Consider the following 25,429-nt stretch of genomic DNA (forward strand, 5'->3'; position numbering starts at 1 on the left):
AGCCGCGTCGAGCCCCCTCTCGCTGCGGTGATCGCCGAACGCATCGGTGACGCGGAAGCGCACACAGCCCGCGTTCTCGCCGCAAGCGTGGCCGCGGCCGTGCGCATCGCGCCGGAAGGCCGGCTCCGGCCGGCCGAGAACGCAGAGGCCGCCGGGAGTCCCGGTGCCGGAGGGCGGGTCGCGCCCCCCCGGCCCGCTGCCCGGCCGGCTCCGCGCGGCGCTGTCCCCGCTCCCGCCCGCGTTCGACGCCGCCGAGCGACGCGCCCAGCCGTGAAGTCGACCCGACGGGGGCACCTGCTGGACGAACCGTGGATCCGGAACATGCCGATGCAACCGGCCGTCATCATCCTCGTCAGCCGATGCAGCGAAGATGTTCTACGACCAGGTCATGGCCCGAATCGCGGCCGGTTGCGGACAGTTGAGCCCCGGGCCGCGGCCCGTTCCCACCTGCTCGGGCGAAGGGCCAGTCCTCGGTCCCGAACGCCGCACCGCGGCTGGGATACGGCCGCACTGCCGTCCGCGTGGACACCGTCGCCGCCCGACGCCCGCCACGGAACTCGCCTTGCACCTGTGCTGGTCACCCACCGAAGTGCCCTTGCCGACGGCCTTGTTCGTGAGTGCCGACAGCAGATGTCCGCTGCTCGTGTCTGTGGTGGGCGGCTGTCGTTTGATCAGGTCATGGACGTCACTCGTACCTTGACCGCGGCCGGCCTGGCCGCCGCCTCCGCGCTCCTGGCCGCCGCCCCCGCCCACGCCGGCGTCATCGACGGCAGCCTCAACAACCTCCATGCCGCCGCCGAGTCCAACGTGCTGGGGGCTCTCGTGAACAGCAAACTGAGCGGCAACGACAACAACAATGCGAACTCCCGCCACACCGGCGCGCTGAGCGGCGGCCTCGGCATCCTGTAGGCAGTGGCACTTCCCGCCCTGCTCTTGGTTCTCCGCTCTCGTCCCACCCGACATGAAGGTCATCACTCGATGTGGCGTAGCGGTCGCACATCCCCAGTCCCTGCGGTTGTGCGTGGGCGGGATGCTGGGGTTTCGCTGGTCACAGCCGGAGGGCGAACCAGGTGGTCTTCCCCCGCTCGTCGGGGCGGACGCCCCAGTTGTCGGCGAGGGTGTCGACGAGTATGAGGCCGCGTCCGGATTCCTCGTCCTGATCGGCCAGCCGTGGCTGGGGCAGGTGCGGGCTGAGGTCGCTGACCTCGACGGCGAGTTCGGTGGCGGTGCGGCGCAGATGGAGGACGACAGGGCCTTCCGCGTGCTGGACGGCGTTGGTGAGGACCTCGGAGACCAGCAGTCTCACGTCCTCGGCTTTGTGGGCGCAGCCCCAGGCGGTGAGGGTCTCGACTGCGAAGGAGCGGCCCGCGGAGACCGCGGAAGCAGTGGCCGGCAGTTCGGTGAAGGCGATGTCCAGCGGGGCGGCGGGGAACTGGGCCAGAAGGAGGGTGACATCGTCGTCGTGGCCCTCGGCGTCGGGCAGCAGCGCGGCGAGTACGTGGTCGGCGGCATCCTCCAGGCCGCTGGAGAGCGTGAAGGCGTCGTCGAGGGCGGTGGTGAGCTTGTCGATCTGGTACTCGATGTCGCTGCCGGGGGTTTCGACCAGGCCGTCGGTGTACAGCACGAGGGCGGCGCCGGGTGGGATGGCCGCGCTGGACTGCTGGTAAAGGACGTCGCCGACGCCGAGGGGGGCGTTCACCGGCGCGGGCAGTCGGCTGACGCCGCCGCCGGGGGTGACGACGAGGGTGGGCAGGTGGCCGGCGGAGCACAGGGTGACGGATCCGGCGTCCGGGGCGATGACCAGGTAGCAGCAGGTGACCAACTGGTCGGGGACATCGAGGTCGGTGACGACCGCGTCCAGAGCCTGCATGAGCTGACGGGGCTGCATTCCGGTCTTGGCCAGGGCATGGGCGGCGGAGCGCAACTGGCCCATGACGGAGGCCGCTTCCAGCCCCCGCCCCATCACGTCGCCGATGAGGACACCGACCCGGCCGGCGCCGAGCGGGATCAGATCGAACCAGTCGCCGCCCACGCCGGCGCCCTGGGTCGCGGGCCGGTAGCGGCTGGCGGCGGCCAGGCCGGGGATGGCAGGCGGGGTGCCCATGAGGCTGCGCTGCAAGGTGAGGGCGATGTGCCTCTGCTGCCTGTACAACTCGGTGAGTTCGGCCTCGGCGCGCTTGCGGTCGCTGATGTCACGGACGATGGCGCAGGCGCCGACGACCGTTCCGGTGGCGTCCCTGGTCGGCCACAGGGTGACGTCGACGTCGAGCATGACACCGGTACTGGTGACCCGCAGGGTCTCGAAATGCTCGATCTTCTCGTCCTGCCGCAGCCGCTCCAGGAGCTGGACGATCTCGTCCTTGCGCTCCGGCGTGGCCAGCATGGACACGTGCTGCCCGACGGCTTCCTCGGATGTGTAGCCGTACAGCCGCTGGGCGGCGGTGTTCCAGTACGTGATGCGGCCGTCGAGCGTCTTGGCGAGGATGGCGTCCTGAGAGGACTCGACCAGGGCGGCGAGCTCGGTGATACGCGCCTCGGCGGCCTTGCGTTCGCTGACGTCGCGGACGGCGGCGGAGACGAGGAGCCCGTCGGCCGTCTCCAGGGGGCTGAGGCTGATCTCGACGGGGAACTCGCTGCCGTCCTTGCGCAGTCCGTGCAGTTCGAGCCCGGCCCCCATGGGGCGCACCTGCCGGGTGGTGGCATAGCCGTCCCGGTGCCGGGTGTGGTGGGCCTGGAACCGCTTGGGCACCAGCAACTCGACCGGGCGGCCGAGGAGCTCGTCGCGCCGGTAGCCGAAGAGGGCTTCGGTCTGGGCGTTGACGAGTTTGATGGTTCCCTTGTCGTCCACGATCACCATCGCGTCCGGGGCCGCCTCCAGCAGTGCCCGGAACCTTTCCTCGGCGGCCTTGCGTTCGCTGACGTCGCGGACGGCGGCGGAGACGAGGAGCCCGTCGGCCGTCTCCAGGGGGCTGAGGCTGATCTCGACGGGGAACTCGCTGCCGTCCTTGCGCAGTCCGTGCAGTTCGAGCCCCGCCCCCATGGGGCGCACCTGCCGGGTGGTGGCGTATTCGCCGCGATGGGTGGCGTGGTGGGCGTGGAACCGGCTGGGGATGAGGATCTCGACGGGGCGGCCGAGGAGCTCGTCGCGCCGGTAGCCGAAGAGGGCTTCGGTCTGGGCGTTGACGAGCTTGATGGTTCCCTTGTCGTCCACGATCACCATCGCGTCCGGGGCCGCCTCCAGCAGCCCCCGGAACCGGTCCTCGACTGTTCCGGGCGTGCTTGCACGGCTCGTGGTGCCGCGTCGGCGGCCGGCCTGCGCGGCAGCTCCGCCGGTCGCCCCTGATGTGATCGCATCGCTCATGGCGGCCCCAACTGACTGGCAGGTTGTGGTGAAGTCGGGCCATCCCAGCGCATCCCGGTCGTGCCCGCCCCGGTATGCCCCCTACTGGCCCCGAGACGGCCGTACCTGGCTGCTTGCGACCGGACGTTGCTCCTGTCTGACGAAAACGAGGACGGGAACGCGACGCCGCCGGTCGAAATGTCCGACCGTGTGTTCGGCGCACACCGGCGGTAGCTGTTCACCGAAACCCTGGACCAGCCAGATGTGCGGAATTGCAAAATTTCGCAATTGGTTAGATGCTGAGTTTGCTGTGCACGTTGTCCGGTGGTCGCGGGCTCAGCCTTCGTGCCTGCCCCGGCGGGGTGGGCTTCGCAGGGAAGCCGAGGGGTTGTGTCCGTTCCGCTGTACCAGGCCAAGGCCGAGTTCTTCCGGATGCTGGGGCATCCGGTACGCATACGCGTGCTGGAACTGCTGCAGGACGGGCCGTTGCCGGTGCGGGACCTGCTTGCCGCCATCGAGGTGGAGCCGTCCGGTCTGTCCCAGCAGCTGGCGGTGCTGCGGCGTTCCGGGATCGTCACCTCGACCCGGGAGGGCTCGACGGTGGTCTACGAGCTGGCGGGCGGGGACGTCGCCGATCTGATGAGGGCCGCGCGCCGGATCCTGACCGAGATGCTCGCCGGGCAGGGCGAGCTGCTGGCAGAGCTGCGGGGAGCCGAGGTCGCGGCGCGATGACCTCGAAAATCAGCTGGGCCGGGGCCCGGCTCGCCGCGCTCATGCCCACCCGCGCCCACCTGGCGGACATGCGACGCGATCCGCGCGGAGACCTGCTTGCCGGCCTCACCGTGGCGATCGTGGCTCTGCCGCTCGCCCTCGGCTTCGGTGTCTCCTCCGGTCTGGGTGCCGAGGCCGGACTGGCGACCGCCGTGGTCGCCGGTGCGCTCGCCGCGCTGTTCGGTGGGTCCGACCTCCAGGTGTCCGGGCCGACCGGGGCCATGACCGTGGTGCTGGTGCCGATCGTCGGCGAGTACGGGCCGACCGGCGTGCTGACCGTCGGGCTGATGGCCGGCGTCATGCTCGTGGTGCTGGCAGCTCTGCGAGCCGGCAAGTACATGCAGTACGTGCCCGCGCCCGTGGTGGAGGGCTTCACTCTCGGGATCGCCTGCGTGATCGCACTGCAGCAGGTCCCGAACGCGCTCGGGGTGCCCAAGCCCGAGGGCGACCGTGTGCTGGTGGTGACCTGGCGGGCCGTCGAGGAGTTCGTGCAGCACCCGAACTGGACGGCGGTCGGGTTCGCGGCCGCGGTGGCCGCGGTCATGCTGGTGGGTGCCCGCCGGTGGCCGACCGTCCCGTTCTCCATCCTCGCGGTCATCGCGGCTACGGCCGTCTCCCAGGTCGCGGGCCTGGACGCGGCGCAGCCGATCGGCGACCTTCCGTCCGGGCTGCCCGCGCCCTCGCTCGGCTTCCTGGACCTCGGTTCGCTCAGCACCCTGCTCGCCCCGGCCGTGGCCGTGGCGGCACTCGCGGCCCTGGAGTCCCTACTGTCCGCCTCGGTGGCGGACGGCATGACGGTGGGGCAGCGGCACGACCCCGATCGCGAGCTGTTCGGCCAGGGCCTGGCCAATATCGCGGCACCGCTCTTCGGCGGCGTGCCCGCGACCGGCGCGATTGCCCGGACCGCGGTCAACGTCCGTACAGGCGCCGGCTCCCGGCTGGCCGCCCTGACCCACGCCGCGATCCTCGCTGTGATCGTGTTCGCTGCGGCGCCCCTCGTCTCCAGGATCCCGCTCGCCGCCCTCGCCGGTGTGCTGCTGGCCACCGCGGTCCGCATGGTGGAGGTCGGCTCGCTCAGGGCGATGGCCAAGGCCACCCGCTCGGATGCGCTGACCCTCGTCCTCACCGCGGTCGCGACCCTGGCATTGGACCTCGTGTACGCGGTGATCATCGGTCTGGTCGTGGCGGGTGCTCTCGCCCTGCGCGCCGTGGCCCAGCAGGCCCGCTTCGACCAGGTCCCGCTCGACCGGGGCGACCACGGTGCCGAAGAACACGCCCTCCTCGCCGAGCACATCGTCGCGTACCGCATCGACGGGCCGCTCTTCTTCGCCGCCGCGCACCGCTTCCTGCTGGAGCTGACCGAGGTGGCCGACGTACGGGTCGTCATCCTGCGTCTGTCGCGGGTGTCGACCATGGACGCCACCGGCGCGCTGGTCCTCAAGGACGCCGTGGACAAACTGAAGCGGCGCGGCATCCTCGTCCTGGCCTCCGGGATCCGCACCGGCCAGCGCCAGGTCCTGGACTCCGTCGGCGCGCTGGAGCTGCTGCGGCACGACGGGCGGGAGTACGCCACCACTCCCGAGGCGATCCGGGCCGCCCGCGACCACCTGGAGACGACCGGCGTCCTGACCGCCGTACCCGCCCAGAAGCCCCGAACCTCCAGCGAGGAAGCCGTCCGATGAGCACTGCCCCCGCCCCCCTGCGACTGGTGGAGATCTCCGCAGCGGAGGCCCTGTGGCTGCTGGAAGGCAGCAGCCTGGGACGGCTGGTGCACCAGCAGCGGGAGCTGACCGTCGTACGGCCGGCCCGGCATGTGTGGGAGTACGGCCGGCTGATCGTCCGGGCCCCCGTCCAGGCGGTGGCGATACCGGCCACGGTGACGTACCACGTGGACGAGATCCGGGCGGTGCACGGCACCGGCTGGACGGTTACCGTCCATGGCCCCGCCGACGTGCTCAGCGACGCCGACGAGACAGACCATCACCGCCGCACCCTGCCGGGCTGGACCCATGGCCCGCACGACACTCTGCTGTGCCTGCGCCCCCAGAGCGTCACCGGATTCCGCCTCGCCCGCCTGGAGACCTGATGTCCCCCGTTCTCGACGTCCTTCCGTACCGGCACGTGCTCACCCTGCCCAACGAGCCGTCCGCCGTCCGTCTCGCCCGTGAGACCGCCGAACAGGCGCTGGCCGAGTGGGGGATAGATCTGCACCGGCCCGTCGTGGACGCGGCGCTGCTGATCCTCAGTGAGCTGGTGACCAACAGCGTCCGGCACGCCGCCGAGGTGTCCCCGCAGATCATGGTCATGTATGCGGCGAGCGGAGGCCGCCTGGCCTTCGCCGTCCACGACCGCCACCCCCACCAGCCCTCGCTGCACCATGCCGCAACCGGCACCAGTGGCGGTCTCGGCACGGTCATGGAGCTCACCCGGCAACTCGGCGGCACCGTCGCCGTGCACGGCGACGCCGACGGCAAGAGCATCTGGACGACTCTCCCCCTCTGACCTCAACGGGCCGCACACGCAAGGAAGTTCACCGTCATGACCATCGAGTGGCGCTACACCGTCGAGGACGACTTCGGGGTACTCTCCGTCGCCGGCTACCTGGGCCCGGCGGCGGTCCGCCGCTTCGACGGAGCGGTCGGCTGGGTCGTCGCCCGCGGCACCGGACCGGTCATCCTCGACCTGACCGAACTGCGAGGTTGGTCCGCGGAAGGCCAGCTGGCCATCACCGAGACCGCGCGCCGCCTCGCCGGAACGGGCCGGAGCCTGGAACTGGCCGCCATCCCCGCCGACGGCTCACTCGTCCCGCCCGGCGACTGCCCGGACATCCCCGTCCACTGCGACCTGGCCACCGCCCTCTCCGTCCACGCCCGGCACATGTCGCCTCCCGACGAGGCACAGCGGGAGTGGCGCACCGACGGCTGGCCCACCTGACCCCCGTATCCGCTCACCTACTGAAAGACAACCTGTGCCATGAGTGACAACCTTCCCCCCTGCCCCGAATGCTCCGGCGCCTACACCTACGAGATGGGTGCGCTCCTGGTCTGCCCGGAGTGCGGGCACGAGTGGTCACCGTCCGCGGAGTCCGCGGACGGCGCCTCCGGAAGCAGGGTGATCAAGGACGCGGTCGGCAACGTGCTCGCCGACGGTGACACCGTGACGGTCGTCAAGACGCTGAAGGTCAAGGGCAGCCCGAGCGGGATCAAGGCGGGCACCAAGGTGCGCAACATCCGCCTGGTCGACGGCGTGGACGGCCACGACATCGACTGCAAGGTCGACGGGTTCGGCGCGATGCAGCTCAAGTCCAGCGTGGTGAAGAAGGTCTGATCCGATCCGACACCCGGCTGTGCCGGCACGAGGGTGCGGGCATCCTCCTCGGTAGCCGGATTCGAGCGGCATCCGTTACTCGCATCCGGGTTCGGCGCGGCCGGTGCCGCAGGCGAGGATGGTCCGCATGTTCTGGACGAGCGAAGCGAGACGGGAGTGCCCCCGCCCGAAGGGTGGGGGAGGGTGGACGCGAGGCGCCGTGCTCCGGGCGGAGGAGCCGTGCCGTTGTGTCGGGGAGGGGACGGCACGATGAGTACGCCGCTGTACCAACTGAAGGCCGAGTTCTTCAAGACGCTGGGCCATCCGGCCCGTATCCGGGTCCTTGAGCTGCTGAGCGAACGTGAACACGCGGTCGCGGAGATGCTGCCCGAGGTGGGTATCGAGCCCGCTCATCTGTCCCAGCAGTTGGCGGTGCTGCGGCGGGCGAATCTGGTCAAGACCCGCAAGGAGGGTTCGACCGTGTACTACTCGTTGACCAGCCCGCAGGTCGCGGAGCTTCTGCGGGTCGCACGGACCATCCTGTCCGGGGTGCTCGCCGGGCAGGCCGAGCTGCTGGCCGACCTGCAGGCTGCGCGGGGTGAGCAGAATCCCCCGTCGGGGGAACAGGGGCCACCCACGAGCCCCCTTGACCGATAGACCCCTGCGCACTCTGCACCACCACAGCTGAGGCGCTGCCCCACGCTCTCTCGCTGTTGCCGGGCGTGCTTGCCGGGGAACGCTGTTGCCGGGCGTGCTTGCCGGGCAAACGACGGCGCCTGGGTGGTCGCCATGGCTCTGACTTGCGCAGACGCCGCTGCGGTCGTCCATGCCTGCGGTCGGCAGGCCCTCGACACACCGGTGCCGGCGTCCGTCGTCACCGTGAAACAGACGCTCCGACGCACCGAGGTCTCTCAGCCGCGGCGGGACCGCAGGCCGTTGTGCCTGCGGTCCCGCTCAGGGCACGTCCAGGCACAGTGGCGTGACCCGCGGCGCCTGATCGCACCCCCTGCCCGCCATCGACTCGGGCACGTTCTGGGCACGGGGCCACCATCTGTTGAGCTGTACGGCGCGCGGCGCTTCGCGCCGATCGGCGGGCATGGTCTGCCGGACTGGACGGCGGGTACCGGCGCACCGCCGGGCACTGGGGGAGGGCGAGCACACCACCTACGGAGACCGGGCGCGGCGGCACCGGCCGGGCACCTCCGTCGCACAGGAGGGGGCAGTCCGACGGTACGCCGAGTTCACGCTGGGGCCCAGGGAAAGGCCGGATCCACGGGATGCCGAGATCGTCCGCAAGCTCATGGGACCCCTGGCCGAGCGGGTGGGAGGTGCGGACCAGGCGGTCGCCTATCTGAGCCTGCTGGCCGCGTTGCTCTTCCTGCGGGAGACGAGGTCGGGCTGCTGGCAGAAGGTGCAGGAGTACGTCATGACCGGTGCCGAGCCGCGGTCCAGCATCGCCCTGCTCAAGCTTGTCGGCTCGGAAACGGACGCGGTGCTGCGCGGCATGGGATCGCTGCCGGACATGCAGGACGCACTCGCTCGCTTGGAGCCCCGGCGGTTCCAGGACCTCGCGCAGGTTGTCCGACTGGTTGGTGCGCTCGGCCCTCATGCCTTCCAGTTGCTCATCGAGGACTATGAGGAACGCGCGCAGCTGCGCAGCCGGGAGTTCTTCACACCGCTCCCGGTGGCGCGCCTGATGGCGGCGTTGGGACGGGCGGCCAGGAAGAGCTCCCCGAGCAGCGTGTACGACCCGTACTTCCGTGGTGGGGAACTCCTCGGCGCGGCAGCCGACACCGCCATGTGGGCAAGACGCAGGCCCGGCGCCGCCGACGCTCCGTTGCCCAGGCTGCTGGGACAGACGCCGAAGCGGGTGACGTTGTCGCTGGCCAGTATGGGCCTGGCGTTGCGGGGAGTCCCGTTCGCCCTCCAGCTGAAGACCCGCGGGCGGCCTTGGGAGGAGAAGTGGCCCCAGGACCCGGTCGATCTGGTGCTCACCAACCCGCCCTTCAATATGAAGGACACCTCGCAGGAGACCACGCGCACCGGGCACTGGCCCTACGGGCCCCCTCCGGTGGGCAACGACAACCTTGCCTACCCCCAGTACGCCTTGTCCGTCCTGGCCGAGGGCGGGCGCGCGGCGGTGGTCATGCCGAACAAGGCGGGCAACTCCGGGAACGCGGCGGAGCGGGCGATTCGTCGGGCACTGGTGGAGCAGGGTGTCGTGGAGTGCGTCGTGGCGCTGCCCGACAGACTCTTCTCCGGAACCTCGGTACCCGTGTGCGTGTGGCTGCTGCGGCACCCGGCCGACGCTGGGAACCATGTCCTGTTCCTGGACGCGCGTGACCTGGGCGTCATGCGGCGCGGCGGGCGGAGGGTGCTCGCCTACGACGACGTGCAAGCCGTCCTCGACTCGTACCTGGCTCTCAGTCCGCGGGAAGGACCCGCCCGACCGGACGACCCCCCTTCGGCGACCGTACCCGGCGCACGTGTCGACAGGGAGGCGCTGCGCCGCAGCGACTACTCGCTCAATCCCATCGACCACATCGGCCGGTCGTCGGCACCGGACTCTGGTGCGGCCGGTACCGCGGAGGCGGAAGCCTGGGCCGAGGTGTCGTGGCTGAGGGAGAGATGCGCCGACCTGGACGAGCGCACCGTCGGCCTGCGCGCCGAGCTGGAGACCGACCGAGTGCGTCAGGTGCCTCGGCGCAGGGCCACGCTCGCGGCGTTGTGCGAGATCCAGACCGGTCCGTCGCACGCGCTGCTGGCGCCGAAGGACCGGACTCCTTACGGCGTGGTGCCGGTCGTATTCCCCAAGCACCTGCGGGAGGGGTGGGTGACCGACAGCGTCGACGAGCGCGTCTCGCCGGAGCTCGCAGAACGGCTGACGCGCTACCGACTCGCGCCAGGTGACATCGTCTGTGTCCGCTCGGGCGCCATGGGGCCGCCGGCCATGGTGCGCAGGGACCAGACGGGGTGGCTCATGAGCTCCAATGTGATCAGGCTCCGCTGCCGCCAGGACGCCGGGGTCCTGCCCCACTACCTGCTCGCCGTGCTGAGCCGTCCGGACGCCGTGAACTGGGTCAAGGATCGAGCGGCCGCCACTGCGGCTCCCTTCATCACCAAGGACGCACTGGGACGCCAGGAAGTCCTGCTTCCTCCCCTCGACGTGCAGCAGGAGATCGCCGAACTGCTGATGCTCCTCGGGGAGCGGTCCGACGCCCACCGGGAACTGGCGGCAGCCATCACCCACGCACGAGGGCTGCTTCTCGACCAGCTGACGAGCGCCTCGCCCTCCTCTCGAGACAGCGAAAGGAAACCCCGATCATGACCACCACCGACCCCACGCGCCTGTCCCGGTCCGTCGTCTGGGCGCTCTGGCTTCTGGTCATCGTGCTCTTCTCCATGCTGGTCGCCATGTGTGTTGCCGCTCTGAAGCACGCGACCGGCGCGGGCATCGCTGACTCGATCCTTTACGCGGGGGGCGCATTCGGTACGACGGCAGGGCTGTGCTTCGCCGCGGTGGGAGCGGTTACGACGCTACGGAACTGGACCAGGACGGACGACCACCGGGACGCGCCGCGTGAATCGGACAACACGAACCGGCCTTCTGGCTGCGGCTGATGGCGGGCCGGGGCCGGTGCCTCGGCCTTGGACGGCGAAGAAGGGCACCAGCCCGCTCGTGACAGCAACAAACCCCAGGTCGCTGACCTGGGGTTCCACTCTGGAGCGGGTGACGAGGATCGAACTCGCGCTCTCAGCTTGGAAAGCTGCGATCATTCGAGGCCTGTCCGGGCAATGAACTGGGGGAACGCCCGGGCGGCCGTCTCCTCGGGCTCGACCGCTCTCACTGTGATTCTCCGCTGCTCCCTGCCTTATCCGGTGCGCTTGTGGTGCGGCCGCCCGGCGCGCGAGCAGGCCGCTGTGCGTAGGTGATCAGGGCACCCCGCTTTCCAGAGTGCTCCCCGGCCGGCAGCTGGGAGGGCGACGAGAAGGGTGCCTCGCCGGCGTCATGGCTGATCAGGTCGAGCGACCGCTCCCGACTGGATCACCCCAGGTCGAACGCGTTCGGCAGCCCGGCCTTGAAGCGGAAGTGGTCGTGGCGCTTGAGGCTCTCGAGCTCCGGCGGCCTGAACAGCGGGGTGACCGTGCAGCGCGGCGCACTCGAACCTGCTTGATCCAAAAGGGCATTGACCGCCTGACGGGCCGAGGCGTTCGCGCCCTCCATGGTGGCGAGGTCGATGTCCACGGCGACGTAATCCCCGGACAGGAAGAAGTTCGGGACCGTGGTCCTGGCCGAAGGGCGGTTGTGCAGCGTGCCCACGGGGTGGATCAGCAGCTCGTCCTGGTTGGTCGGGTGCGGGGTGCCGATCCCATCCACTCCGGGGTCCAGGAACCACGAGTGCAGCGTGCCGTCGCGCAGCACTGTCCTGCCGGTGTCGTTGAGTGCGTCCTTGAGCTGTGCCCACACCTCGCGTGCGACCTCCTCGCGGGTGCACTGCTTAGCCGTTTTGCCGTACAGGACGCCGGGCTTGTCCCACTCGGAGATATCCACCGACAGACACTCCTTGGCCACGCCGTCGCCGTAGTCGGCGGCGAAGTCACGCCTTGGCCAGTGCCGGGCCTGGGCGATCGCGGTCAGCGACCATGGCGAGTCGATGCAGTTGAAGTGGCCCTGCACCACGGGCGGCGTCTCGGTCAGATAGAACTGAAGGCCCGTCATCCAGTCCGTCCGCAGCTTGTCGCAGCGTGCCAACTGTGGGTCGGCAGCGCGTAATCCGGCACTCCACGTGCGCCGCGCGTGCTCCACCGGCATGGCGGAGACATAGTGATCGGCGGTTATGGAGCGAAGGGCGCCGTCCGTATCCTCGATGACGGCCTCGGATACCCGCCCGTCTCCGCCCAGCCTCACCTCGTGCACGGTCCAGCCGATGCGGAACTTCACGCCCAGGGAGGTGAGATGAGCCACCCAGGGGTCGATCCAGGCCTCATTGGTGGGTGCGTTGAGGATCCGGTCGGGTGGGCCGTCCGCACCCCGGCCGAGCGCGTTGAACACGAAGGCCTCGCCGAGGGTGCCGACCGTGCGGGTGCTGGCCACCTCAGCCTTGGTGGCGACAATGTTGCGGGTGACGCCGACCGCGAGGATGCGCTGGTATTCCTTCGACATCTGCCCGGCGCGTACGAAAGTCCACCAAGGGGTGGCTTCCCAGGTGGAGTTGCGGCGCGCGTCGCAACTGGTCAGAAACACGACGGCGCGGTTCACGAAGTACACGATCTCATGCAGAGGAAGATTGAATCCCGTCTCCAGGAGGCCGGTGAGGGCGCGTCTGATGTCGTCGAGGGTGAGCTCGGCGGGCACCTTCTCCCCGGGGATGGGTATCCGCAGATCCTCGCGGCCGTTGCTCCGCGCGAACATCATCTCCTTCGGTGCGATCAGGTTGTCCCGGACGCCGCCCGCGTTCCCGGGAAAGGGGATGCGCCGCATCGTGTCGGGGAGGTTGTGGTAGATCCCCGGGATGAAGCGGAACCCGTGCTCCGCGGGAAGTGGCTTGCGGCTTCCCTTCGCGCTGTCCGGTACGTCCATGGAGCGGGCCTTGCCGCCGAGCGCCCGGCGCTCGTAGACGGTCACCGCGAAGCCCCGCTCGGCGAGTTCATGCGCCGCTGTCAGCCCGGCGACGCCACCGCCGAGCACGGCGACGGCCTGCTGCCGTCCCTGCGCCGGTGCCGCTGAAGCCGCCGTGCCGGTGCCCAGCGCCACCGCCCCGCCTGCGGCCGCGGCCCCCACCACAAAGGTGCGTCGCGTGCTGCCCGTTCGCCCCATGACCGGTCTCCCCTACCGTCGGTAACGCCTGCGGTCCGGCGGAGGAGCCTAAGGGAGTACCCATGGACGCGAAAGGCATGGACATGCCTAACGTGGGCATGCGCGCGAATGTGGCGCGTTTGCGTTGTCGGAGAGCCGGTCGCCTCACCGCCAGGGGTGATCGAAGTGGCGTAGACGGCATGCCGTATCACACGCCGCGAGGAACCGAGAAACGTCGTCGACGGTGACGGAGCCGGGTGGCCAAGAGCCGGGTAGCGCAGGGTGTGAATCGCGCTCGGGTTCGTCCGGGCGCGGGGCGATCACGGCGAGGCCGTGTAGGGCGCGGTCCACCTTGGGGTACTGGCCACGCGATTCTTCCGGACGCCGTCGGAGTTCGCGATGCTGTCGCGGGCCTGGTCGACGGATTTGTAGACCGCCGCTGGTCCGCTGTTCGAACCTGGGAGGGTGCCGCCGGTGTCGGCGGTGCTCTGCTGAGCACGTGGACAGACGCCCGGGAGGGTGCGGTTGTGGCAGGCGGCGTTTCGATCACGTTCAAAACCCCAGGTCACTGACCTGGGGTTGCATATTGGAGCGGGTGACGAGAATCGAACTCGCGCTCTCAGCTTGGGAAGCTTGGGTTCTTTGGTGGCCGTTGCCGTCCTGACCTGCGACTGAGCGGCGTCGAAGACGGCAGCACACACATGACCAGTCCCCGTTGTTTCCTGTGAGTCCCCGCACCATCTGGCACGGCTCTGGCACGACCTCTTCGTCCCGAACTACTGGCGGTACAGCCACTGCGGTCCAGGACGCTAGTCACGGGGGTATCGAAGACCATTGGTGGTCGACTGCGGTAGCGGTGGTTGCTGTGCTCCGCTGCTGTACTGCAGCACTGCGACCCGCGCCGCTGAAGTCGACTGAGGAAAGGGCTTCGCGCTCATCCTGACCTTCGCAGCCGGACCGCACCGGTGGTAAACCAGTGCACCAACGTCGCAGCGAGATGGACTGCCATCTGCGCTTCGTCTTGGTGCTGCGGGCGGAAAGTGGGGCTGCCAGCGTGCCGGGCCACGTGGCCCTTCCACAGCAGGCTGATCATCTCGGTCAGCGGGGCAATAGCGCCACCATCGGGTCCTTCGATCGCCAGTTCCCATTTGTCACTGGCCTGTGTGAAATGTGCAAGCACCTTGCCGAGGGTTGCTTTCGTGTCGTTCGGCAGCACGATCGGGATAGCCGCTGCCTCAACGGCCCGGATCGCCTCGTCGTAAGCCTTCGACGCATCCGGGTGTCGACCGTACGTAGCGGCCCACGAGGCCTGAAGATGACTTCCCCCATCCATGCTCATGGCCTGTTCTGCCGCGGTGGTTACTGTGGCGTCGACCCGGCGCTGCAAGCATCGCTGACGCCAATCGACCTCAAAGGCTGAGCCAGCGTCCATGAGCATCTCGTCGAGCCGTTCAACCGCTGCTGCCCTGCTTCCCTTGGGCCAGCCGAAGGCCGGAATCCAATCAGCAAGGCCAGCTTCCATCGTAGGTTCGGGGCCTGTGACATCAAGCTCCCACCACAGTCTCTTGTCGATGTGCAGCACCGCGTCGACGACATCGAGGAGCCTTGAGGAGTCGCTAGCGGACACGGCCTCGACGAGCTGCTCGGGATCAGGAGTGTCAAGGGCAACCCGCATCAGCAGAGCGACCCGTTCGGTCAGTTCCGGATAGCCGTCCAGGTAGCCAGTGATCCAAGCCTCCAGCGGGCGGATCAGATGATCCGGCACGCCTTCGAACAGAGCTTCTTCCCGCGTCGAGATGTGGCGGCGTGACAACGGCTGCCAGACGGGACTCTCCGGACTCGTCATGATTACTCCAGACTGCCGGTGTACCGAAGGGAACTGGCGGCATGACTCGGCCTCATTGGGTTGGACGTCCTCCCCCGCTTGCCACTGTGGCATCGGTGGGACGGGTCCACACAGAATTTTTCGGTACCTCACGTGCGCGTTCTGCTGCCCGGACAGCGAGCTGGAGATCCTGGGAAGCGTCTCGCTGGCCTCGACGCGTCAGCAAGGCAGCCTGATGCACCATCCGTCAGCCGACAGAGCTCTCAGCTTGGAAAGCTGCGCTCATTTGGGCCCGGGTTGGGCGCTGACCTGGTCGAATGGCCGAGCTGGCTCCTCGTCGGGCGGACCCGCTTTCACCGTGATTCCCCGCTGTTCCCCGGTCGATCTGGTGCGCTTGTGGTACGGGCTACCGAAGGCATGGTGTCAGGAAAGGTCGGTGACTTCATCTTTCGCCGACGTCAGCGCCACCGTTCCGACAACTCCCCGGTCGCGATCGAAGCGCTGGTCATCCCGGCGCACATTGGCCAGCTCTTGAGATCGTTGAAGAGCAACCCAACGAGGCGGGGACGGCTATGAGGCCGATGTCGGGCGACACCGGTTGCTGGGGTTGCTGTCTGGGAGGGAACTACGTCCGCGGAGTCGCTCGCGACGGTCTACGGGCGCCGACTCCGTCACATCCTGCGGAGGGACATCGAGACCTCCGGCCTGGCGCGGGCCGTGCAACGCCTCGACCTACACAGCCTTCCGGGTTCGACTGGGGCAGATCAGGGCTGCAGACAGATCGTCGGTGTCCGAGTGCTGGCCCTGCTTCTATCGCGCCCGACGTGGTGCGCGCCGTTCGCCGGCGCCTTGGCCGCGATGACGGTAGTGGTTGCCGTCACCGGTTTGTTGGTGGCCGACACATGCAACTGAGGCGCTGGGACGCGGGGCACGGCCCGCCTCCGGCTCCTGAGCCCTCAACTCAGCACGGCTTCGATCGACGGTAGCGTCCGTGCTCAGTCCCCGCAGTTCCCGGCACGATCTGGCGCGATCTCTGCCCGGCGCTGGGTGGTCCCTGCCTGCCCCATGCCCCGTCTTGGCGTCAGACTCCGGTCAACGCCAGCGAGCCCACCTGAAGCGCTTCCGCTCATAGCCACGGGCCTCAAATCACAGGATTCCTCACCAAGCGGTTCATGCTGCAGATCTATGCCGATAGATGGACAATGACACTAAGCCTGTCAGCGGTTGGGTTCCAGCGCCCGGCTGGGAGATGGCACGAGCGGTGCATAATAGCGTTCTCATCGGGAGGTAGCGATGCGTCTCGAATCCGCCAGAGAGCTAAAGCAAGAAATGGAAGAATTTCTCGCAGGTGAGAAACTCTTCCAGCAGCGAGAGGCTGTGTGGTGGAATCAGGGGGCCATGGATAGCGATGTTCCCGAACCACGCACGCATGGAATTGCGTTGGGTATTTCTGTTGGCAATCACAGCTATCGCCTCGGAGTGCGTCTGCAGAATGAGTCGCCTGAGGCGTGGCAAATGGCGGATGCAATAGGGGAAAAATCTAAAGGTGAGGTCGACATTAGGCCTCTAGGTCCGGTGTATGCTCAATGCACGTGCGGGCCAGTTCGAGCAGGATTCCCTGTGGGTACCATCAATCGCGCGTCCGGAACTGTGGGACCGTTCGTAGTCCTGAGGGAAACTGGAAAAATGCACGCCCTCTCCAACAACCATGTTCTGGCGGCGAGCAATAAAGTCGCGCTAGACGAAGTTATATCGCATCCGGGTGGGAGTGCTGGTGGGCCTCACCCGCAAGATCGTATCGGAGTCTTGGGCTGGGTTGAACCCCTGAAGGCTCTAGGAACTCCCAATGATATGGATGCAGCTGCATGCTTGCTCGATGAGGGCCTGGAGGTGGATGTCACTGTGAGTGGCGCACAGGTCACTGGGCCTGTTGATCCAACCGGTCCGCTTGAGGTCACTAAGATCGGGCGTCGCACAGGCTCAACTACTGGGCGAATCACACTGATTGACTTCGGGCCGCTCGAAGTGGGGGGCTACGGAGATATGGGCAAACTGGTCTTCCGAGACCAGATTGAAATCAGGAGAGACAACGGGGCTCCCTTCAGCCTGCCTGGAGATAGTGGTTCACTGGTGTTCGATAGCAGAACCAAGGAGGGGATCGGTCTCCTCTTCAGCGGTGGTGTCAGGGGTGGGGGGTACGCCTCCCTTGTAACGCCGCTCCGGCGGATACTTGAGCACATGGATGCTGACCTAGCAACGTAAGGAACCACACGGCCATGACTGACCTTGACGGTGTGCGTGCTGCCAAGCGAGCCCTCGCAGCTGATCTTCAGGACGATCCGCGGGTCGGGGGCGTGGGCATCGGTTTTCAGGGTGAGCACTACGTGATCACGGTTGGTCTGATCGACCTCGATCAAGTGCCAGATCTTCCGGTGGAAGTTCAGGGCGTGCCTGTCAGGGTCGTGGAGGCGCCCACATACACCGCTCAAACTGGCTAGTGTGCCCGATTGGGCTATCGTAACGTGCGTGTGTCGTCACCGTACGCCACAGTGGGCATATGGCGACTGACGACGAGACAAATGCATCTCCGCAACGCGAGCAGAGTTCAGTTCAAAGCGGCGAAGAGGGGGACGGGGCTCCTCGGAAGCGTTCTGTAATCCTTTCCGTCACCATTTTGGTGGGGCTAGCCCTGATTATTGCCGGCGCCGTGTTTGCTCTTCTAGGCCTCGGGAATGTGGGCATTGTGACCGGGAAGGGGCCTAATGGCGTTGAGTTGAAGACGACAAGTCTAGGTGTGGTAATGATGGTGATCGGAGCCACGTTTGCCGGATTTGTTGCAACCAATCTGCCGGAAGGGTTCGAAGTTTTCGGTGAGCGTGAAGAGTCGGTATGGGCAAGAATTCTTCGCCTGTTGACCAGTCGTGGTGTACGCCCCTACCTCATTGTCCTGGGGATCGCTGTCATTTTTCTGCTGCTAGGTATCATCCTTTCGTAGCAGCACTGATGCCGGGATCAGCGGTAGGCAATCAGGTCGGCGGAGCGGCTTTGGGGTGGCGCTGCTTTGGCGCGAGTGATCATGGCCCCGTAAGCTTCCGGCGCGTCGGGCAGTCTGTGGACCTGCCCGGTAAAGCACGACGTTGGGGCCATGATCTTCGAGGCTCGCGCCAAAGTGGCTCCGTAAAGCCGCGGAGCCGACCGCCCCAGCCACGACGTACCCCTTCTCTGGCATCAGGCGGCTGCATGCTTTGAGCGCGGCACGGGCGCCGGCCGGGCTGGAGCGGGGCGGAGACAGGAGCGCAGGCCCGGCCGGGGGCCGGGCCGCGCGCGGCGAGCGGAGCGAGCCGCCTTGAACCCGTGAAGAAGGTTGTTACTCAGTCGTGGTCGTGATGCGCCACAAGGGCGCCTCGTACTGCTCCGGGCGGCTGCTGATGAGCAGTTGGCGCAGGTCCTCGCGCAGGGAACCGTTGAGGTTCAGCGCCTCGGTGATGCGGCGGAACGTCGTGTGAGTGACTCCGCGGTTGTGGGCCTCGGCTTCGAGCTGCTCGAGTCGCGACAGCACGGCTTTGGGGTCGAGCTTCACCGATGGCTGGTCCTTGAGCCATGCGGCCTTGTTGCGCTCGTAGTCGATCTCCGAGTAGCCGCAGATTTCGCGGCTGTGTGCTTCAACCTCGTCCAGGGTGGTGGTCGCCGTGATGGCGCGGGCCAACTGGTTGCGGCTCAGCGCTTCATCCAGATCGACCTCATGGACGGTCGGCCCTTCGTCGGTGAGGGGAATCGGGAGTCCTGCGTCCCGCATCTCGCAGGTGCCGCGTACGCCTCTGGCTGTCGCTGCGAGCATCCCGGTTGCCTCGGAGGGGTGCCACTCCAGGACCGAGCTGATCGGCTCGACGTCCTTCGCGGTGAAGGTGTGGATGAGGGGGCCGAGCATGCCGCGCAGGTCTTCGGAAGGCAGCTCACCGTCCAGACCGGGACCCGCCACCAGGAGGCGGATTGGTGCGTTCAGCTGGCAGCACGCGGCGAGCGTGAGGGCGTCGGCAAGCGGGCTTTTCAGGGATGGCTCGTCACCTCGGGCGAGGATGTCGCCGCCTACGTCCAGGAGATCGATCGACTCCGGTGACAAGTGGTCCACCAGCTCTTTAAGTTGGCGTGTGATGCCCTCTGCTCCGTGGCGCGGGTCGATCAGGGCGAAGGTGTGGGTAAGTTCGGACGCGAGTCGGGGGAGGGTGGAGCCTGCCGGAGCGATTGGGCGGGCCTCGGCCGGCACTGTCCAGACCGATGGGGTGAGTCGTTCGAGGCCTGTGAAGTTGTCCGGTGCCCTGGGGCCCGGTACGGGGTCGATCAACAAGCGGTCCCACGCGTACGTGAGGATCACCGCCTGGCCGTCGTTGCCGTAGAGGGCGGCGTGAAGCATTGCGGCGGCGACTGCGTCGCCCCCTCCTCCTGCTGCGACGATCAACCGCTTCATGCGGTTCAGCCTACGGGGTCGGGGATTGACCACTCACCCTATAGTGGCTACTGGCCATAGCCACTTGGCCCCGGGGGAGTGAGGAGGAGACATGCCTCAGATCGAAGAGGCTCAGCCGAAGTATCTCCAGATCGCGCACTACATCCGTGATCAGATTCTTCGGGGTGACCTGCGGCCGGGGGACGAGGTGCCCTCGGAGCGGCAACTCGCGGTGGACTGGAAGGTGTCTCGGCCCACTGCTGCGCGGTCTTTGGAGGCGCTGAGCCATCAAGGGCTCGTCGAGAAGCGCCAGGGATCGGGTACATACGTACGGAGCCTGGAGGTCAACAGGCGGGCGCGTGAGCTGTACGGGCGGGCTCGGCAGACCGGGAAGATCTACACGCCTGGTGAGTACGCGGTGATCACCTCGGCCGGTTGGCTGGAGGCACCGGATTACGTCGCAGAGGCTTTGGGCCTGGTCAAGGATCGTCGGGCCGTGCATCGGCGACGGGTGACCAACAATCAGGATGGGCCGATCACGCTGTCTACCTCATGGTTCGCTCCGGATGTCGGGCAGCGCGCACCGAAGCTTCTGGAGCCTGAGCGGATTCAGGAGGGGACGCTCATGTACGTCGAGAACATGACGGGGCGCCAGGGCAGTTACGCGGAAGATCGCATGTGCGCGCGGGACGCAACGGAGGACGAGGCTGCGGACCTGCAACTTGCGGTGGGCTCGGCTGTTCTGATTGTTCATCACGTCGTCTTCGACCTCCAGGATCGGCCGTTGGAGTTCGCTGAAGCCACCTACCCGCCGCATCGTTGGGCGTTCGAGCAGGGGTACCCGCTCACCTGATGGCGTGGTGACGCCTCGTCAGTTATGGCGAATGGGTTGCGTGGTCAAAGTGGCTAATGCCACTATCCAGAAAGTGGCTAAGGCCACTTGATGGAAGGGGGCACGGGTGACGAGTCAGCGGTCGGACGAGTGCACGCGATCAACTTGCCGGGGTTGTCGAGGGCGCGGCTGGAAGCGCGTCGGCTCCCGTACGGCTCTCGCGCTCTCCACGGCCAATGACCGCCCCCGTCCCACATCGAAACGGCGCTGCCTCGACTGCGACGGCAGCGGCAAGGAGTGAGCGCGGATGGCCTACACGATCGACCGCTTTCCCTCTGAGGACTCACCGCGACTCGGGGCCATGGCCTTGCACCCCGTCGCGGAGTCTGTGCCTCGGGCCCGACGCTGGTTCCGGAAGTTCATCGCCCCGTACAACCCGGCCTGCTCGATCGACGACTGTGCCCTGATGATCTCCGAGCTGGTGACCAACGCCATTCTCTACGGGCGGGCGGATGACACCTGGATGGTGCGCGTTGAGTGGTACCGCGTGGAGACGTCGCTTCGGATCGAGGTGCACAACCCTGGCTTCCCGGCGAACGTACGGATGCGGCAGCCAGAGGCCAACGATGCCCACGGACGCGGGCTGCTGTTGGTCGATTCCATCGCTGAGTCCTGGCACTCCGGTCCAAGCCCCTTCGGTGGAACGCGGGTCTCCTTTGTGGTGGCCGACGCGTGGCCGGCCGAGGAGACCTTCGGGCCCGTTCTGTTCTGACGGTCTGCTTGTCGCTAGTCTGGTTGACCAGTTGACTTGGCCAATCTCGACAGGCGGCGTCCATGGCGTATGAAGTGGCGGCACCGAAGTATGTGCGCCTCGCGCAGACGATCCAGGGCCGCATCGAGGACGGCACGTATCCGCCCGGCACTCGGGTGCCCAGCGAGAATCAGTTGGTGCAAGCCTTCGGGATGTCCCGCCCGACCGTCGTGCGGGCCCTGGAGCTGCTGAAGCGCGATGGATGGCTGGAATCCAGGCAGGGGTACGGCACGATCGTTCGGGGCCGTCCGGAGGTCGTGGAACGGAAGGACCGGCGCGGCCGTGAGGCGCTGGAGCGCGATGAGTCGCGGACTTCGGGGCGCCTCGTCGAAGTCGCTGAAGTTCATGTTCCGACGCGAGTCGCTTCCGCGCTCGGGCTTCCCAAGAAGGCCAAGGTCCTCATGCGCCGCTTCGTGGTGGAGGAGGACGGCGAAGCGGTCGAGCTGGTCTCGTCTTACTTCCCCGCCGGCCTGGTCGAGGGCACCGAGCTGGCGAGTGCCGAAGCCCTGGGCGGCAGTGTGCGCGAGCATGTGGAAGCTCGGAAGAAGGTCCGCTTTGATCATGTGACGGAACGGGTCTCCGCTCGACTGCCTGAGCGGGGGGAAGCCGAACTTCTGGGCTTGCCGGATGGCGTGCCCGTCCTCAGTGTTCTGGTCATCGTCTGCGATACATCCGGGCAGGCGTTGCAAGTCTCTGACGTGCTGCTTCCTGCTGATCGGCAGGAGCTCGAAGACACCTACCGCCTGAACTGACGGCTGAGCCAAGCAAGTTCACCTCTATCTCGACTTGACAAGTCAACTTGTCATCCCTAGCTTCGAACTTGCTAAGTCAACTTGTCAGGTGGCAGGTTGATCGACTCAGAAGGAGAAATCTCTGTGCGTGTGATCCGCATTGACACTTCGACCGCCACGGTCCTTCTCACCGAGGCTCCGGCGCCGAAGGTGCGCGACCGGCAGACCGGTGAGATCGCGAAGGACACCGTGAGTGGCGAGGCACTGATGACGGTCGGCGTGGTCTACATCGAGGAGGGGGAGTCGTCGCTGATCAAGGTCACGGTTCCCGAGAGCGGCATCTCCGAGGGCCTGACGCTGGGCGCTCCGGTCGCTCTGCCGGGGCTGGTGGCTCGGCCATGGGAGAGCGTGTTCAACGGCCAGCAGCGGCACGGCATCGCCTACCGGGCCACCGCAGTGGCGCCCGGCGCCTTCCCGATGGCCGAGGCGGGCTGATCGCCGTGACCGACCTGGTGACGTGGGCCGAGCTGGGCGGGGCGCTCGCTGCGATAGGCGGCGCGGCCTATGCCCGGCAAGCTCACCCCACGGCGTACTGGTCCACGGTCGGGCTGCCGGTCTCGGTGGCCCGCCTGCTGGCCTCGTACTCCTCGACGATGGACGCGTGCGGCCTGACGGTCGAGCCGTCCCGGTGGCGGGCGCTGGCCGTCAAGGCGACCACTCGGCGGGAGGTCCGGCCGGTGCCTCCTCGGAGGGGCATTATTCAACCCACCTCGACAGGACTGCGGCTCCGGCTGCGGCTCGCTCCGGGGCAGGAACCTGCGGACGTGGTGGCCTCGGCCGAACGGCTGCGGCACGCCTGGGGTGTTCACGCCGTGTACGTGCGGGACGTCAAGCCCGGTGTCCTGGAGCTGAAACTCGTCGGCTTCGATGTCCTGCGGAAGGTGCGGATGCCTCGCCGGACGGACGCCGGTCCCCTCCGCGTGCCGGTGGCTCTGCGGGAGGACGCAACCGCGTTCGTACGGGACTACCGGGCTGTACCCCACGAACTCGTGCTCGGCGCCACCCTGTCTGGCAAGTCGATGTTCCTGCGAAACCTGTTCGTCGGACTGGCCGCTCAGCCGGTGGTCCTGGTGGGCATCGACTGCAAGCGCGGGGTGGAGCTGGCGCCGTTCGCTCCAAGGCTCTCCGCGCTGGCGACCGACCCGGAGCAGGCGGCCGAGCTGCTGCCCGTGCTCGTCAAGGAAATGGAGGACCGATACGACCTCATCAAGGCCCAGCAGGGCATCGCACCCGGCACCCCGGAAGAGTTGATCACTTCGGACATCTGGGGCCTGCCGGAGGACGAACGCCCCTTTCCCATCGTGCTGTTCATCGACGAAGTGGCCGAACTCTTCCTCGTCGCCACGAGGAAGGAGGAAGAGCGGAGGGATGAGATGGTCACCCAGCTCATCCGGCTCGCTCAGCTCGGCCGCGCTGCCGGCATCTACTTGGAGGTGTGTGGGCAGCGGTTCGGGGCCGAGCTGGGTAAGGGCGCGACCATGCTCCGGGCTCAGCTCACCGGCCGCGTCTGCCACCGCGTCAACGACGAAGCCTCCGCCAAGATGGCGCTCGGCGACATCGCCCCTGAGGCGGTTCTGGCCGCGTGCGCCATCGCCCCCGAGCTGCCTGGCTTCGCCGTCGTCGGCGACACGTCCGGCGGCTGGTCCCGCATCCGCACCCCCTACCTGTCTCTCGCCGACGCTGCAGCCACCTGCCGCGAGACGGCGCACTGCGCTCCGGATGTACCGGCGCTCGCGCCGTTCCGGCCGTACATCCCGCCCGTGCCGGTGAAGGAGTCCGGCCCGCTGGCCACTCCTCAGCCGGTCACCGAGTAACCCACCAGCTCCCACGGTCGGCGCGGCCGTTCCGCGCCAAGTCCCTACCCGACCCATGCCGGGAACAGGAAGGAGTCACCGTGCGTGTCCTGTCCATCCGGGCGGACGCCGTAGTCGTCCAAGCGGTGATCGCCGCCGCGCTGTCCTTCGCCCACCTGCACGACCTGGCCCTGGCTGCCGGACAGGACGGCTGGAAGGCATGGGCCTACCCGGTCTCCGTCGACCTGCTGCTGGTCGCGGCCTGGCGGCGGCTCCGCTCCGGTGAGGCGAAAGCGGCCGGGTGGTGCTGGTTCCTCGTCGCGCTTATCGCGTCCCTCGGCGCCAACGTCGCCACGGCCGGACTGCTCGACCTGGACGACGTACCGGCCTGGCTCCGCATCCTCGTAGCGGGCTGGCCCGCGGTCGCCTTCCTGGGCGGCACCCTGCTCGCTCACGGGACACCGAAGCCGACCAAAGCTCCGGTGACGGCATCCGAACCGCCCTCGACAGACACAACGCCGGAACCCACCGCTGCAGCAGTAGTCGAGCCGCCCTCGACGGCGGCCGAACTGCCCACACCCGAACCGGAGTCGGCTCCGTCCTCACCTGCCCCGGCACCGCCCGCCCTCGTCGCTCTCGCTCGGAAGGTCGCCGACGAACACCGCGCCCGGACCGGATCACCCATCGACACCTCGACGCTTCGCGCCCGGCTCGGCGTCCCGATGCCGCTCGCCGAAGCTCTCGCTACCCAACTCACCTGATCTGGAGGACTTTCCCCCGTGCGCCCGTCCACGCTCCGCGCGCTCAAGCGCGCTGCCGAGCTGACCCGCCAGAACCGCCTGACCGAAGCCGTGCTGATCGCCGAGCCGGTGATCCTCGCCGCCGACAGCTACGAGGGCGACGAGATCTTGCGCTGGCTGGCCGACCACGTCACCGACTTCACCGGCGAAACCGCAGAGGAGACCCCCTGATGTCTGCCAACCGCCGCTTCCGCCGCGTCGTCCGCATCGGCCCCGTCCAGGTCGGCACGTACTACGACGGCCGGGGCCGTGAGAAGCACACCGCGGCCTGTACGGCTCCGCGCTGCGGCTTCTCCACCGACTACGACAGCCGCGCGCTGCCGCGTCCGCTGAGGAGACCACCGTGACCGTCTCTCTGCCGCTCGTCTTCGTCCTGGGCGTCATCGCCTGGGCCGCGATCAAGTTCCTCGGCATCCGCCTCTGGGTCGCCGTCGTGATCGCCCTGTTCGGCTTCTGGCTCTCGCACACCTTTCTGGCCCCGGCCATCGAATCCGGCACCCGCTCCGGGGTCGACGTCGTCAACGGCACCCACAAGTGACACCCCGACCGACAAGGAGTCCCGCGATGTTCCGTCCCAAGCTGCCCGACACTCCGCACGTTCCGAGCATCACCACGCACATTCCGCAGGATCACGCTCCGGCTCCCTCCGCCGGCCGCTCGGTCACCCCGTTCGTGGGGGTCGGTGTCGGCACCGTCGCCGCCGTGGTCGTCGTCGGCGTCGTACTCACAGCCCTCCTGGCGGCCGTCGCCGTCTCGGCCATCTCGGTGGCCATCGCCGCCGTGATCCTGCGCTCCCTCGTCACCGGCGCGAACAAGCGCTGACCGGCCGCCGGGGCGGCAAACGCCGCCAAGCATCCCGCCGCCCCGGGGCCGTCCCTCCCAACCGCCGAAACAGCCGAAAGGAATGCCCATCATCACC

Annotated in this window: 27 protein-coding genes and 1 pseudogene; 24 read left to right on the forward strand and 4 right to left on the reverse strand. The window is 67.9% G+C overall.

All coding sequences use genetic code 11. The annotated features are described in order from the left end of the window. Positions 1-6: 6 nt before the first annotated feature. Both ACWCPI_RS25695 and ACWCPI_RS25700 read left to right on the forward strand, forming a co-directional pair. Positions 7-274: pseudogene (locus tag ACWCPI_RS25695) on the forward strand (TetR family transcriptional regulator); the annotation flags it as partial. A 404-nt stretch (positions 275-678) separates the two neighbouring features. Continuing rightward, positions 679-909, forward strand: coding sequence for a hypothetical protein (locus ACWCPI_RS25700; protein ID WP_451040341.1), 231 nt, complete (start codon positions 679-681; stop codon positions 907-909). A 139-nt stretch (positions 910-1,048) separates the two neighbouring features. Here the strand turns inward: ACWCPI_RS25700 and ACWCPI_RS25705 are convergent, their stop codons facing one another. After that, on the reverse strand, positions 1,049-3,361 hold the full coding sequence (locus tag ACWCPI_RS25705; protein WP_451040342.1) for a SpoIIE family protein phosphatase: 2,313 nt from the start codon (positions 3,359-3,361) through the stop codon (positions 1,049-1,051). A gap of 369 nt (positions 3,362-3,730) precedes the next feature. Here ACWCPI_RS25705 and ACWCPI_RS25710 point away from each other — a divergent pair, with 369 nt between their 5' ends. The 9 genes from ACWCPI_RS25710 (at position 3,731) to ACWCPI_RS25750 (ending at position 11,038) form a co-directional block, all read left to right on the forward strand. Next, positions 3,731-4,072, forward strand: a complete 342-nt coding sequence (locus ACWCPI_RS25710) for an ArsR/SmtB family transcription factor (RefSeq protein WP_451040343.1) — start codon at positions 3,731-3,733, stop codon at positions 4,070-4,072. Then, positions 4,069-5,793 carry a SulP family inorganic anion transporter gene (locus tag ACWCPI_RS25715; protein ID WP_451040344.1) on the forward strand — a complete coding sequence of 575 codons (1,725 nt, stop codon included), beginning with the start codon at positions 4,069-4,071 and terminating at the stop codon, positions 5,791-5,793. The genes ACWCPI_RS25710 and ACWCPI_RS25715 overlap by 4 nt, the downstream gene beginning before the upstream one ends. After that, positions 5,790-6,197 (forward strand): pyridoxamine 5'-phosphate oxidase family protein, encoded by a 408-nt coding sequence (locus ACWCPI_RS25720; RefSeq protein WP_451040345.1) that lies wholly within the window; start codon positions 5,790-5,792, stop codon positions 6,195-6,197. The genes ACWCPI_RS25715 and ACWCPI_RS25720 overlap by 4 nt, the downstream gene beginning before the upstream one ends. Next, the gene (locus tag ACWCPI_RS25725; RefSeq protein WP_451040346.1) at positions 6,197-6,613 is read left to right on the forward strand and encodes an ATP-binding protein; all 417 of its coding nucleotides are present in this window, start codon (positions 6,197-6,199) and stop codon (positions 6,611-6,613) included. Before ACWCPI_RS25720 ends, ACWCPI_RS25725 begins: the two co-directional genes overlap by 1 nt. A gap of 36 nt (positions 6,614-6,649) precedes the next feature. Continuing rightward, the gene (locus ACWCPI_RS25730; RefSeq protein ID WP_451040347.1) at positions 6,650-7,045 is read left to right on the forward strand and encodes an anti-sigma factor antagonist; all 396 of its coding nucleotides are present in this window, start codon (positions 6,650-6,652) and stop codon (positions 7,043-7,045) included. Positions 7,046-7,084: 39 nt separating this feature from the next. Continuing rightward, positions 7,085-7,438, forward strand: coding sequence for a zinc ribbon domain-containing protein YjdM (locus tag ACWCPI_RS25735; protein ID WP_272114613.1), 354 nt, complete (start codon positions 7,085-7,087; stop codon positions 7,436-7,438). Positions 7,439-7,687: 249 nt separating this feature from the next. Further along, the gene (locus ACWCPI_RS25740) at positions 7,688-8,074 is read left to right on the forward strand and encodes an ArsR/SmtB family transcription factor (protein WP_451040348.1); all 387 of its coding nucleotides are present in this window, start codon (positions 7,688-7,690) and stop codon (positions 8,072-8,074) included. Positions 8,075-8,717: 643 nt separating this feature from the next. Continuing rightward, positions 8,718-10,745 (forward strand): N-6 DNA methylase, encoded by a 2,028-nt coding sequence (locus tag ACWCPI_RS25745; protein WP_451040349.1) that lies wholly within the window; start codon positions 8,718-8,720, stop codon positions 10,743-10,745. Continuing rightward, entirely contained in the window at positions 10,742-11,038 is a 297-nt protein-coding gene (locus ACWCPI_RS25750) for a hypothetical protein (RefSeq protein WP_451040350.1), read from the forward strand. Before ACWCPI_RS25745 ends, ACWCPI_RS25750 begins: the two co-directional genes overlap by 4 nt. Before the next feature lie 424 nt (positions 11,039-11,462). Here the strand turns inward: ACWCPI_RS25750 and ACWCPI_RS25755 are convergent, their stop codons facing one another. Next, positions 11,463-13,235 (reverse strand): hydroxysqualene dehydroxylase, encoded by a 1,773-nt coding sequence (locus tag ACWCPI_RS25755; RefSeq protein WP_451040351.1) that lies wholly within the window; start codon positions 13,233-13,235, stop codon positions 11,463-11,465. A 913-nt stretch (positions 13,236-14,148) separates the two neighbouring features. Next, positions 14,149-15,060, reverse strand: a complete 912-nt coding sequence (locus tag ACWCPI_RS25760) for a hypothetical protein (protein WP_451040352.1) — start codon at positions 15,058-15,060, stop codon at positions 14,149-14,151. Between the two features lie 1,272 nt (positions 15,061-16,332). Between ACWCPI_RS25760 and ACWCPI_RS25765 the strand changes: the two genes are divergently transcribed. Genes ACWCPI_RS25765 through ACWCPI_RS25775 form a run of 3 tightly spaced genes read left to right on the forward strand, consistent with a single transcriptional unit; the run spans position 16,333 to position 18,034 of the window. Next, a complete protein-coding gene (locus ACWCPI_RS25765) occupies positions 16,333-17,301 on the forward strand; it encodes a hypothetical protein (RefSeq protein WP_451040353.1) in 969 nt (322 codons plus the stop codon). A 14-nt stretch (positions 17,302-17,315) separates the two neighbouring features. Further along, entirely contained in the window at positions 17,316-17,537 is a 222-nt protein-coding gene (locus ACWCPI_RS25770) for a hypothetical protein (RefSeq protein WP_451040354.1), read from the forward strand. A gap of 59 nt (positions 17,538-17,596) precedes the next feature. Further along, positions 17,597-18,034 (forward strand): hypothetical protein, encoded by a 438-nt coding sequence (locus ACWCPI_RS25775; protein WP_451040355.1) that lies wholly within the window; start codon positions 17,597-17,599, stop codon positions 18,032-18,034. A gap of 372 nt (positions 18,035-18,406) precedes the next feature. Here the strand turns inward: ACWCPI_RS25775 and ACWCPI_RS25780 are convergent, their stop codons facing one another. Next, positions 18,407-19,504 carry a DUF1152 domain-containing protein gene (locus tag ACWCPI_RS25780; protein WP_451040356.1) on the reverse strand — a complete coding sequence of 366 codons (1,098 nt, stop codon included), beginning with the start codon at positions 19,502-19,504 and terminating at the stop codon, positions 18,407-18,409. Positions 19,505-19,595: 91 nt separating this feature from the next. Between ACWCPI_RS25780 and ACWCPI_RS25785 the strand changes: the two genes are divergently transcribed. From ACWCPI_RS25785 to ACWCPI_RS25830, 10 genes are all read left to right on the forward strand, one after another. Continuing rightward, entirely contained in the window at positions 19,596-20,336 is a 741-nt protein-coding gene (locus ACWCPI_RS25785) for a GntR family transcriptional regulator (RefSeq protein WP_451040357.1), read from the forward strand. Positions 20,337-20,622: 286 nt separating this feature from the next. After that, the gene (locus tag ACWCPI_RS25790) at positions 20,623-21,087 is read left to right on the forward strand and encodes an ATP-binding protein (RefSeq protein ID WP_451040358.1); all 465 of its coding nucleotides are present in this window, start codon (positions 20,623-20,625) and stop codon (positions 21,085-21,087) included. Between the two features lie 62 nt (positions 21,088-21,149). Further along, positions 21,150-21,878 (forward strand): GntR family transcriptional regulator, encoded by a 729-nt coding sequence (locus ACWCPI_RS25795; RefSeq protein ID WP_451040359.1) that lies wholly within the window; start codon positions 21,150-21,152, stop codon positions 21,876-21,878. A gap of 123 nt (positions 21,879-22,001) precedes the next feature. After that, the gene (locus tag ACWCPI_RS25800; RefSeq protein WP_451040360.1) at positions 22,002-22,352 is read left to right on the forward strand and encodes an SCO3933 family regulatory protein; all 351 of its coding nucleotides are present in this window, start codon (positions 22,002-22,004) and stop codon (positions 22,350-22,352) included. A 5-nt stretch (positions 22,353-22,357) separates the two neighbouring features. Beyond that, the gene (locus tag ACWCPI_RS25805; RefSeq protein ID WP_451040361.1) at positions 22,358-23,731 is read left to right on the forward strand and encodes an FtsK/SpoIIIE domain-containing protein; all 1,374 of its coding nucleotides are present in this window, start codon (positions 22,358-22,360) and stop codon (positions 23,729-23,731) included. A gap of 80 nt (positions 23,732-23,811) precedes the next feature. Then, on the forward strand, positions 23,812-24,471 hold the full coding sequence (locus tag ACWCPI_RS25810) for a DUF2637 domain-containing protein (RefSeq protein ID WP_451040362.1): 660 nt from the start codon (positions 23,812-23,814) through the stop codon (positions 24,469-24,471). A gap of 18 nt (positions 24,472-24,489) precedes the next feature. Further along, the gene (locus ACWCPI_RS25815; protein WP_350965246.1) at positions 24,490-24,681 is read left to right on the forward strand and encodes an RING finger protein; all 192 of its coding nucleotides are present in this window, start codon (positions 24,490-24,492) and stop codon (positions 24,679-24,681) included. Continuing rightward, positions 24,681-24,857 (forward strand): mobile element transfer protein, encoded by a 177-nt coding sequence (locus tag ACWCPI_RS25820; protein ID WP_451040363.1) that lies wholly within the window; start codon positions 24,681-24,683, stop codon positions 24,855-24,857. The genes ACWCPI_RS25815 and ACWCPI_RS25820 overlap by 1 nt, the downstream gene beginning before the upstream one ends. Then, complete coding sequence (locus ACWCPI_RS25825; protein WP_451040364.1) at positions 24,854-25,048, forward strand: hypothetical protein; 195 nt, start codon at positions 24,854-24,856, stop codon at positions 25,046-25,048. The genes ACWCPI_RS25820 and ACWCPI_RS25825 overlap by 4 nt, the downstream gene beginning before the upstream one ends. A 26-nt stretch (positions 25,049-25,074) precedes the next feature. Next, positions 25,075-25,332, forward strand: a complete 258-nt coding sequence (locus ACWCPI_RS25830; RefSeq protein WP_451040365.1) for a SpdD protein — start codon at positions 25,075-25,077, stop codon at positions 25,330-25,332. Positions 25,333-25,429 lie beyond the last annotated feature (97 nt).

The organism is Streptomyces sp. NPDC001920 (assembly GCF_053594495.1).